General features: G+C 68.7%; 8 protein-coding genes and 2 pseudogenes. 6 read left to right on the top strand and 4 right to left on the bottom strand.

The window, feature by feature from the left end; genetic code table 11:
* Positions 1–76: 76 nt before the first annotated feature.
* The 6 genes and pseudogenes from RNB18_RS25240 to RNB18_RS25265 form a co-directional block, all read left to right on the top strand.
* A pseudogene (locus tag RNB18_RS25240) lies at positions 77–169 on the top strand (TetR/AcrR family transcriptional regulator); the annotation flags it as partial.
* A gap of 267 nt (positions 170–436) precedes the next feature.
* Positions 437–1,969: an MFS transporter gene (locus tag RNB18_RS25245; RefSeq protein WP_311716383.1), complete on the top strand. Its 1,533-nt coding sequence runs from the start codon at positions 437–439 to the stop codon at positions 1,967–1,969.
* A gap of 244 nt (positions 1,970–2,213) precedes the next feature.
* Positions 2,214–2,534: pseudogene (locus RNB18_RS25250) on the top strand (ADP-ribosylglycohydrolase family protein); the annotation flags it as partial.
* Positions 2,535–2,745: 211 nt separating this feature from the next.
* Entirely contained in the window at positions 2,746–3,561 is an 816-nt protein-coding gene (locus tag RNB18_RS25255) for an oxidoreductase (RefSeq protein ID WP_311716384.1), read from the top strand.
* Positions 3,562–3,631: 70 nt separating this feature from the next.
* The gene (locus RNB18_RS25260; RefSeq protein ID WP_311716385.1) at positions 3,632–4,714 is read left to right on the top strand and encodes an SMP-30/gluconolactonase/LRE family protein; all 1,083 of its coding nucleotides are present in this window, start codon (positions 3,632–3,634) and stop codon (positions 4,712–4,714) included.
* 55 nt (positions 4,715–4,769) lie between these two features.
* On the top strand, positions 4,770–5,360 hold the full coding sequence (locus tag RNB18_RS25265; RefSeq protein ID WP_311716405.1) for a TetR/AcrR family transcriptional regulator: 591 nt from the start codon (positions 4,770–4,772) through the stop codon (positions 5,358–5,360).
* A 296-nt stretch (positions 5,361–5,656) separates the two neighbouring features.
* Here the strand turns inward: RNB18_RS25265 and RNB18_RS25270 are convergent, their stop codons facing one another.
* From RNB18_RS25270 to RNB18_RS25285, 4 genes are read right to left on the bottom strand one after another with little or no spacing between them, the layout of a single operon-like run.
* Positions 5,657–7,240, bottom strand: coding sequence for a glycoside hydrolase family 13 protein (locus RNB18_RS25270; RefSeq protein WP_311716386.1), 1,584 nt, complete (start codon positions 7,238–7,240; stop codon positions 5,657–5,659).
* A gap of 33 nt (positions 7,241–7,273) precedes the next feature.
* Positions 7,274–8,134 (bottom strand): carbohydrate ABC transporter permease, encoded by an 861-nt coding sequence (locus RNB18_RS25275; RefSeq protein ID WP_311716387.1) that lies wholly within the window; start codon positions 8,132–8,134, stop codon positions 7,274–7,276.
* A complete protein-coding gene (locus tag RNB18_RS25280; protein ID WP_311716388.1) occupies positions 8,131–9,087 on the bottom strand; it encodes a carbohydrate ABC transporter permease in 957 nt (318 codons plus the stop codon). Before RNB18_RS25280 ends, RNB18_RS25275 begins: the two co-directional genes overlap by 4 nt.
* Before the next feature lie 5 nt (positions 9,088–9,092).
* Positions 9,093–10,415: an ABC transporter substrate-binding protein gene (locus tag RNB18_RS25285; RefSeq protein WP_311716406.1), complete on the bottom strand. Its 1,323-nt coding sequence runs from the start codon at positions 10,413–10,415 to the stop codon at positions 9,093–9,095.
* Between the last annotated feature and the right edge of the window lie 110 nt (positions 10,416–10,525).

Raw genomic sequence — 10,525 nt, forward strand, 5'->3', positions numbered from 1 at the left:
GTGGAGGCTGCGGACTGCCCCGAGTTGGGCGGAGCCGAGTAGCCGTGGACGTCGCCACCAGGGACGGCATGGTCGGGCACTGTGCGGCTTCGTGCACATGGCGGCGGACGAGCGGATCGGCGCCCTGTGTCCGATGCTCGCGAAGAACTTCGACCAGGACCACCCCGAGCGGCCGGGGGCACCGAGTGCGAGGGCGTACTGCCCGGATCGGCCATGACCGTGGAGGACATGCGACGAGCGTGACTGATCCGGTCGGTCAGATCGATACCGATCAGTTCGGCGCTCGGCGCTCGGCGCCGGTCAGTAGTCGTAACCAGTAACCACTCGGTCCCTGTCCCTGTCTCGACGTCCCGACGTCTCGCTCTTCATCTCCAGCTTTGTCTCTCTGAACTTCTCTCATCGTTTTTCGCCCCGAAGTCCCGAAGTGGGTATCCCCATGTCTGAAACAGCTCAGGCCACCGCCAAGGCGGCAGCCGACTCCCATTCCAACCGCTGGAAAGCGCTCAGCTTCATCGCGCTCGCCCAGCTGATGGTCGTGCTGGACGCAACCATCGTGAACATCGCATTGCCGTCCGCCCAGCAGGACCTGGGCATATCCGACGGCAACCGCCAGTGGGTCATCACGGCGTACGCCCTGGCCTTCGGTGGTCTGCTGCTCTTCGGCGGCCGTATCGCGGACCTCTGGGGCCGCAAGCGCACCTTCGTCGCCGGTCTGATCGGCTTCGCCGTCGCGTCCGCCCTCGGCGGCGCGGCCACGAACGAGGCGACGATGCTCGGCGCCCGTGCCCTCCAGGGTGCGTTCGGCGCGCTGCTCGCGCCCGCCGCGCTCTCCCTGCTCGCTGTGATGTTCACGGAGGCCAAGGAGCGCGCCAAGGCGTTCGGCATCTACGGTGCGATCGCCGGTGGCGGCGGCGCCGTCGGCTTCATCCTCGGCGGCCTGCTCACCGAGTACCTCGACTGGCGCTGGACGTTCTTCGTGAACATCCCGTTCGCGGTCATCGCGGCCGTGGGCGCGTACTTCGTCATCCGTGAGCCGTCCGGCAGCCGCAACCGCTCGCCGCTCGACATCCCGGGCGTCGTCCTGTCCATCCTCGGTCTGGTCACGCTGGTCTACGCCTTCACCCGCGCCGAGTCCGACGGCTGGGGCGACTCCACGACGGTCGGCCTGTTCGTCGCCGCGGCGGTGCTGCTCGCCGCGTTCGTCTTCACCGAGTCCAAGGTCAAGGCCCCGCTGCTGCCGCTGCGCGTCATTACCGAGCGCAACCGCGGAGGCGTCTACCTCTCCCTCGGCCTCGCGATCATCGCGTTGTTCGGCCTGTTCCTCTTCCTGACCTACTACATGCAACTCGTGAAGGGCTACTCTCCGGTCAAGACCGGCCTCGCCTTCCTGCCGTTGATCGGCGGCCTGATGGTGGGCTCCACCCAGATCGGCACCCGCCTGATGACCCTGGTTCCCCCGCGCCTGCTGATGGCTCCGGGCTTCCTGGTCGCCGGGACCGGCATGTTCTTCCTCACCCGGCTGGAGATCGACACCTCGTACGCCAGTGTCATCCTGCCGGGGCTGGTGCTGCTCGGCCTCGGCATGGGTACGGCGTTCATGCCCGCCCTCTCCCTGTCCACGCACGGTGTCGAGCCGCGTGACTCCGGTGTCGCCTCCGCGATGGTCAACACCTCGCAGCAGGTGGGCGGCGCGATCGGTACCGCCCTGCTGAACACGATCGCCGCCTCCGCGACGACCTCGTACATCAAGGACCACATCGGCGGCGCCGGTTCCAAGGCCCAGCAGCAGCTGGTCCAGCTGGAGGGCCAGGTGCACGGGTACACCAACGCGATCTGGTTCGCCGTCGGCATCCTCGTGCTCGCCGCGACGATCGCCGCGACATTCATCAACACCGGCAAGCCGGAAGTCGGTCCGGGCTCCGGCGAGGGTGCCGAGGACGAGATGAAGATCCCGGTGATCGCCCACTGACGGCCCGTACACCGGGTACGCCCGGCACTTCGGGTACTGCGATCACTTCGGGCACTTCCCGTACTTCGTGTACGGCGCGGGGTGGGGACGCCTCGCCGTACACGATGCAGGGTCAGCCCCGGCTCCGAGAGCGACGGAGCCGGGGCTGACCCGTGTTCGGGCCTCCAGGGCCCGCCATGACATTTCCTGGATACAGACAGCCTGCGCGGAGCCGACGGCAGCTACGTCCTGACCAACGGCATGCCAGGTCGACCAACGACGAGCCGGAAGCGGCTCCTTGATGCGGGCATCGACCTCCGCGGTCCACTTCGCGGCCGCCGGCCAACAAGCCACCATGAACGCGGCCACCGCATCGCTGCCCTCACCCACAGTGACCGCGCAGCTCGGGAAGGCACCGCGATCTCCCACGACCCCCTCTCCGCGCACCCGGACATCCTGGCTCTCGTCCACTCCGACCACCGCGGCCGCCACGCCACCGTCCTCGCGCCCGACTGGCACCCGATCAGGCGACCACGTTCAACGGTGCGGTGCCGTCAGGCCCTGCCCGGGCTCCGCCGTCTGGGCCCCTGCGCCATGCATGCAGGACGTCAGCCGACGAATCCGACTCGTCGTCCGCTCATGGCCTCTCCCGTGCCACAACCCGCGTTTCCCGGATCCTTCTCGAATCACCGGGCGTAACCACTTGCCATCGATCGAGGATCCCCCTATGGTCGTACGAACGTAAGACATACGAACGTAAGGCATACGTGAGTACGTCGAAGTCTAGGGAGCTCGTGATGGCGACAACTCGGCCGGTGGTGCTGGTGACCGGTGCCTCTTCGGGGGCCGGCAAGGAGACGGCCCGTGCCTTCGCCGCGGCGGGCTTCGAGGTGATCGGGACCGCCCGCAACACCGCGCGGGTCAGTGCGCCCGCCGGGGTGACCTACCTCGACCTCGACGTGACCAGCGACGAATCGGTCGCCTCCGTGGTCAAGCAGGTGACCGACCGGTTCGGGCGTATCGACGTCCTGGTCAACAACGCCGGCGTCGGCGCCAACGGCGCCGGCGAGGAGTTCTCCGTCGCCCGGACGCAGGAGGTCTTCGACGTCAATGTCTACGGCATCATGCGGATGACCAGGGCGGTGCTGCCGCACATGCGCACGCAGCGCAGCGGACGCGTCATCAACGTCTCCTCCCTCAGCGGGTTCGTGCCCAGCCCGTTCATGTCCATCTACACCTCGACCAAGCACGCGGTCGAGGGCTACTCCGGGTCGCTGGACCACGAGGTCCGCGAGCACGGCGTGCGGATCCTGCTCGTCGAGCCCGGCCCGATCAACACCCCGTTCGGGGACCACAGCGTGCAGGGCGACACCCCCATGCCGCTCTACGCGTCGGGACGGCGCACCTTCGACGAGGTACTGGCCAAGAACCTCAGCGGCGGCGACGATCCCGCCACCGTGGCCAAGGTCATCGTCGCCGCGGCCACCGACCGCAACCCGAAACTGCGGCGCACCGCCGGCACGACGGCCGCCGGCATCAGCGTGTTCCACCGCGTCCTACCGGCCCGGATCTTCGACCGCATCGTCCGCAGGTTCAACCGGATGCCGAACTGACACTCGCCGCGGGTTGCCCCCGGTCCCAACGTCCCTTGCTCAGCCACTTGTTGATTTACCTAGGAGAGTCATGCAGCAGCACCACCAGCACACGGCCCGGCGCAGTGCACCCGGCGCGCGGCGTTTTGTGAAGAGGAACGTCGGCATAGCGCTGGCGGTCACCGCGGCGGCGGCCGTCCTGGCTTCGGCGCCGTCCGCGTCGGCATGGACGGGAGGCTCGTACAGCGGACCCATTGTCACCGATGTACGGACCGCGGCGAGGTTCGACTTCGCGGCCGGTGAGATCCCGGAGAACATCACCGCCAACCCCGACGGTTCGGTGACCCTGTCCATGCTCGGCAGCTGTGCGGTGTGCCAGCGCACCCACGGTCCGGAGCTGATGCGCATCTCCGCCTCCGGAGAGCGCACGGTGCTCGTCACCGGGCAGGTGGGCGAGGCGATCAGCGGCAACGCCCGTGGCAGTGACGGCACCGTCTACTACGCGCTGTGGGCCCCGGGCAACGCGGACCGCAACGGCGTGTACAAGCTGCTTGCGGACGGTAGCCCGCAGCGCGTCGCCGCGCTGCCCGCCGACTCGGGCCCCAACGGGCTGGCCGTCGATGCGGCCGGACGCACCCTCTACATCGCGGACAGCCTCAAGGGCACCATCTGGTCCGTCCCGGTCTCCGGCGGACCGGCGACGCCGTGGCTGACCGACGCCGCTCTCGCCCCGGTGCCGACCGAGGCCCTGCCCATCGGCGCCAACGGGCTCAGGTTCCACAACGGCGCCCTGTGGATCAGCAACTTCAACAAGGGCACCCTGCTGCGCGTACCGATCACCCCCGCCGGCGCGCCCGGCCCCATCCACCAGATCGCGGGCGGCCTGCCCAACATCGACGACCTCAGCTTCCTGACCCCGTACTCCGACGTGGTGTTCGCCGCGCAGAACGGCTCCTCCTCGAACAACGGCCCGGACAGGGTCGTGGTCATCTACCCGGGCGGCACCTACAAGCCCGTCCTGACCAGCACGGACGGCCTCGCCTCGCCCTCCGCGACCGCGGTCCGCGGCGACCGCCTGTACATCACCGACGGCGGGGTCCCCGACCCCCACGACCCGAAACTGCAGACCGCCAGGATCAACCTCCCCGCGCTCCTGGCCGGTGCGGCCCACTGACCCGACCACGGCGGCAGCCGGGGCACCCGCCCCGGCTGCCGCGACGGAGGAACACATCGTGCGGTACACGAAAGAACACAAGCAGGAGACAAGGCAGCGGATCATCACGACGGCCGGCCGCCGCCTCAAGCACAACGGCATCGACGGCTCCGGCGTCGCCACCCTCATGAAGGACGCGGGACTGACCAACGGCACCTTCTACGCCTACTTCGCCTCCAAGGACGACCTCGTCGCCACCGCCGTGGCCGACCAGATGCGCGCCCAGCACGAGAACATCGTCGCTCAAGCGGCACCCGGCCGCGCCGGCCTCGAACAGATCATCCGCTGGTACTTCTCCACCCAGCAGCGCGACACCATCGACGACGGCTGCCCCAACGCCGCCCTCCTCGACGAGATCGCACGCTCCACGGACACCACCCGGCAGGCCTACACCGACGGCGCCCTGGTCCTCATCGACGGCTTCGCCGCCCGCCTGGCACCCCACGACCCACCCTCAGCACGCCTGAAGGCACTCAGCCTCCTCGGCATGATGGCCGGCACCCTGCAACTCTCCCGCGCCCTCACCGACCGGCAACTCGCCGACCAACTCCTCGAACAAGGCATCCACAACGCCCTCGCCCTGATAGACGCCGAACAGCACAACTGAGACGCCATCCGCGTACCGATCAGAAGCTGGTCCGGTCGAACAAGGGCGGCGGCTCCCTCGACATCCGCACCCGCTTCGCCGTCGGGATCGCCACCGCCGTGGCAGACGAGACCGACCGATAATGACGGGTGTGGTCGGGGCCGATCCTCGTGCCGGTCGTGGTGGCGGACTCGGCCTCGACCGAGGTGAAGGGGAGGGTGGCGCCGCCGCCGCGTGGGCCCAGCCACCATGATAATTGGCATGCCCCTGACGGATCTGCGCATGTGCTGATCCCTTCGTGTGGGGGTGCTGCGGTCTCAGCTCCGGAGCCAGACCGCGGTGTCCGTGGGCAGTCGGCCCACTCCGTCCAAGGGGCCGCTGGCAAGCAGTTGTGCGGTGTGCTCGGGCAGGTCCACTGCGGCGTCGGCGAGATTCACCACGCACAGGGCACCGCCCGCACGGGCGAAGGCGAGAACACCCTCGGGCGCGGACAGCCAGGTGAGCGGGCCGTCGCCGAAGACCGGCCGGAGCCGGATGGCCTCGCGGTAGAGGCTGAGCATCGACCCGGGGTCCACGGCCTGCCGGTCGACGGCGTACGACGCCCAGTCGGCGGGCTGCGGCAGCCAGGGCTCGCCGCCGAACCCGGCGTGGGGCGCCCCGGCCGTCCATGGCAGCGGCACCCGGCATCCGTCGCGCCCGGGGTCCTTGCCGCCGGAGCGCATGTGCATGGGGTCCTCGATGCGGTCGCGCGGGATGTCCGCCTCGGGCAGGCCGAGTTCCTCGCCCTGGTAGACGTAGACGGCCCCGGGAAGGGCGAGCGAGAGCAGAGCCGCCGCTCGGGCACGCCGGGTGCCGAGGGCGAGGTCGGTCGGGGTGCCGAAGGCCTTGGCCGCGAAGTCGAAGCCGGTGTCCGTACGGCCGTAGCGGGTGACCGTGCGGGTGATGTCGTGGTTGCACAGCACCCAGGTGGCGGGGGCGCCGACCGGGGCGTGCTCGGCGAGGGTCGTGTCGATCGAGGTGCGCAGCCGCCCGGCGTCCCAAGGGCAGGACAGGAAGGAGAAGTTGAAGGCGGTGTGCAGCTCGTCGGGGCGCAGGTAGCGGGCGAAGCGTTCGGTGTCCGGGAGCCAGACCTCCCCGACGAAGACTCCGTCGTACTCGTCGGCGATCGCGCGCCAGGAGCGGTATATGTCGTGGAGTTCGTCGCGGTCGACGAAGGGGTGCGGGTCGGGTCCGCCGGCCAGGTCGGGCAGCGCGGGGTCCTTGGCGAGCAGGGCGGCCGAGTCGATGCGGACGCCCGCCACTCCCCGTTCGAACCAGAAGCGCAGGATGTCCTCATGCTCCTGGCGGACGGCCGGGTGGGCCCAGTCGAGGTCGGGCTGTTCCGGGGTGAACAGGTGCAGGTACCAGTCGCCGTCGGGCAGTCGCGTCCACACGGGCTCGGCGGAGCCGACGAACTGCGACGGCCAGTCGTTGGGCGGGAGTTCGCCGTGCTTGCCGCGTCCGCGCCGGAAGTGGAACAGCTCGCGTTCGGGACTGCCCGGTCCCGCCTTCAAAGCTGCCTGGAACCAGGGGTGTTGGTCGGATACATGGTTGGGCACGATGTCGACGACCGTGCGGATGCCCAGCTCCCGTGCCTCCGCGATCAGCTTCTCCGCCTCGGCGAGGGTGCCGAAGGCGGGGTCGATGGCGCGGTAGTCGGCGACGTCGTAGCCGCCGTCCTTCATCGGGGAGAGGTACCAGGGGTTGAACCACAGGGCGTCGACGCCGAGTTCGGCGAGATACGGCAGTCCGGCGCGGACTCCGGCGAGGTCGCCGGTGCCGTTGCCGTCGCCGTCGGCGAAGCTGCGGACGTAGACCTGGTAGATGACGGCGGACCGCCACCACTCGCTGGGCTGTCCCACTGGGGGTTCCCTTCTGTAGGCGGACGGGCGGTGTCAGCCCTTCGTGCTGCCCGCGCCGATGCCGGCGACGATGTGCCGCTGGAAGACGAGGAACAGGGCGACCATCGGGATGCTGGCGATCACCATCGCGGCGATGAGCACGGTCAGTTGGATGTTCTGCGACAGCTGGACGAGTGCCACGCTGATGGGCTGCTTGTCGGTGTCGGAGAAGACCATCAGCGGCCACAGGAAGTCCTGCCAGACGGCGACCAGCGCGAAGATCGAGACCACTCCGAGGACCGGCCTCGACATGGGCAGCACGATCGACCACAGGATGCGCAGCTTTCCGGCCCCGTCGATCTCGGCGGCCTCCAGCACATCGCGCGGGAGCTGGTCGAAGAACCGCTTGAGCAGGTACAGGTTGAAGGCGTTGGCGACGGCCGGCAGCCAGATGGCGAGGGGGTCGTTGAGCAGGCCCAGGTCGGCCACGGTCAGGTATTTCGGTACGACCAGGGCCTGGGCCGGGACCATCAGCGTGGCGAGGATCCCGCCGAGGACCACCTTGCCGAAGACGGGCCTGAGCCGGGACAGGGCGTAGGCGGCGGCCGTGCACAGGACGAGCTGGAACGCCCAGGCGCCGGCCGCCTGGACCGCCGTGTTCCACAGGTGCTGCGGGAGCTGCATGAGGTCCCAGGCGTCGGTGTAGCCGTCGAGGTGCCACTGCTCGGGGACGAGGGTGGGCGGCGTGCGCGTCACCTCGTCCGGTGACTTCATCGCCCCGGTGACCATCCAGTAGACGGGGAAGAGGAAGGCGAGCGCGAAGAGCACGACGACCGTGGTGAAGACGGTCCAGTAGACGGCCCTGCCGCGCGGGCGGGCGAGCGTCGCCGGGGAGATCAGGGTGCGGGTGCTCATTCGAGATCCCCCTCTCCGGACCGGGTCAGCCGTAGATACAGGGCGGAGAAGGCGCCCAGCAGCACCAGGAGCATGACGCTCAGCGCACACGCGCCGCCGAAGTCGTTGTAGAGGAACGCGTACTTGTAGATCAGGTAGAGAACGGTGACCGTGGCGTTCTCCGGACCGCCACCGGTGATCACGAACGGCTCCGTGAACACCTGCATGGTCGCGATGATCTGAAGGAGCATCAGCATCAGGACGACGAACCGGGTCTGAGGGAGCGTCACATGGCGGATGCGCTGGAGGAGGTTCGCCCCGTCCAGTTCGGCGGCCTCGTACAGCTCGCCGGGGATGGACTGCAGGGCGGCCAGGTAGATCAGGACGGTGCCGCCCAGGTTGGCCCAGGTCGCCACGATCACCAGGGAGACGAGCGCGGTGTCGGCGCCGTTGGACCAGTTCGAGGTGGGCAGGTGCAACAAGCGCAGCGCCTCGTTGGCGAGGCCGGCTCCGGGGTCGTAGAACCACTTCCAGAGCAGGGCGCTGACCACCGGCGGGATCATGACGGGCAGGTAGACCACCACCCGGAAGAACGCCTTCGCGTGCCTGAGCTCATTGAGCACCAGGGCCATGACGAAGGGGATCGCGAAGCCGATGAGCAGGGCCAGCAGGGTGAAGGCGAGGGTGTTGCGCCAGGCGGCGGTGAACTCCGGGTCGTGCCACACGCGGGTGAAGTTGGCGGTGCCGACCCATTCGGGCTCGGAACCCGGCGTGTACTTCTGGAAGGCGATCACGACGGCGCGGATCGCCGGGTACCAGGAGAAGAGGGCGAAGCAGAGCAGTCCGCCGAGGAGGAAGCCGTAGGCGCGGGTCTGGTCGGCGAGGCGGCGCCGCCTCCGGTCCCCTGCGGGAGGCGGCGCCTGGATCGGGGGTACGGCGATGGCCTCGTGGGGCGGGCTTTCCACCGTCTTCATGGGGGTCAGCTCCGGGCCAGGATGCCGTCGATCTTGCCGGAGGCGTCCTTGAGGAGCTGGTCGATGTCGGCGTCCTTCTTGGTGAGGACGGCGGAGACGGCTCCGTCGAGGACGGAGTAGATCTGCTGGGCGTTCGGCGGCTCGATCTTCATCCTCAGGGACTGGTTGCCGTCGAGGAAGGCCTGGTAGTTCTCCACCGGCACATTGGCGTTGGCCTTCTTGACCTGCTGGTCCTTGGTGTCGGCGGCGCCGGTGAACAGGCGTGGTTCGGGCAGGCCGACCGGGGCATCGGCCTTCTTGGCGCGGGCGTAGTCGCCGAGGAATCCCGCGCCGGGCCTGAGGAACATGTGGTCGAGCCACTTCAGGCCCGCCCTGATCTGGTCGGGGCTCGCCTTCTTGTTGACCATGTAGCCGTCGCCGCCGATGAGCGTGCCCTCGCCGCCGGGCATCGGGGCGAGCGCGAGGTCCTTGTAGTCGCCGCCCTTCTCCTTGACCAGGATCGGGATGTTGTCCGGGGCGGAGAGGTACATGCCGAGCTTGCCCGAACCCATCATCTGCTGGGCGTCGTTGATGACGAGGAGCTGCTTGCTGCCCATGGAGTCGTCGGTCCAGCGCATGTCGTGCAGGTTCTGCAGGACGGCCCGGCCCTCGGGGGTGTCGATGGTGGCCTTCTTGCCGTCCGCGCTCACGACGTCGCCGCCCTGGGAGTAGAGCTCGGCGGTGAAGTGCCAACCGCCCTGGTTCTGGGCGCTGTAGTCGGCGTAGCCGACGGTGCCGTCGCCCAGCGCGGCGATCTTCTTGGCGTCGGCGCGCAACTCCTGCCAGGTGGCCGGGGGTTGCTCGGGGTCGAGGCCGGCCTTAGCGAAGAGCTTCTTGTTGTAGATCAGGCCCATCGAGTAGCCGGTGCGCGGGATGCCGTAGATCTTCCCGTCGACGGTGTAGATGTCGCGCAGCTGCTGCTGGAGGGTGCCGTAACTCTTCAACTCCTTGACGTACGGGGTGAGATCGGCCGCCTGGTTGATGTCCACGACGTGCTTGGCGTCGGTGAAGTACGTGTAGAAGACGTCCTCCATCTGCCCGCCGGCGAGCTTGGCGTCGAAGGTCTTGGGGTCCTGGCAGGGGAAGGCGTCGTGCGCGACGACGTCGATGTCCGGGTTCTGCTTCTCGAAGGACGCGATGTCCTGCTCGAAGAACCGACGGTCGACCTTGGCGCTCTTGGGCGGCATGCAGTTGACCGTGATGCGGGTCTTGCCGCTCGCCGTGTCGTCGCCCGATCCACAGGCGGAGGCGGCGAGGGCAAGGGAACAGACACTGAGCTTGTTCTTTATCTACCAAGATCTTCCAGGCTTGCCGATGGCCGTGAGGGTCTCGGGGCGTTTGACGGTCTTGCCGACGTCGTAGCGGGGGGCCCGGTGTTTGTTCTTGGCGCCGGGTGGCC

Source organism: Streptomyces doebereineriae, from assembly GCF_031845645.1.
Lineage (GTDB): Bacteria > Actinomycetota > Actinomycetes > Streptomycetales > Streptomycetaceae > Streptomyces > Streptomyces canus.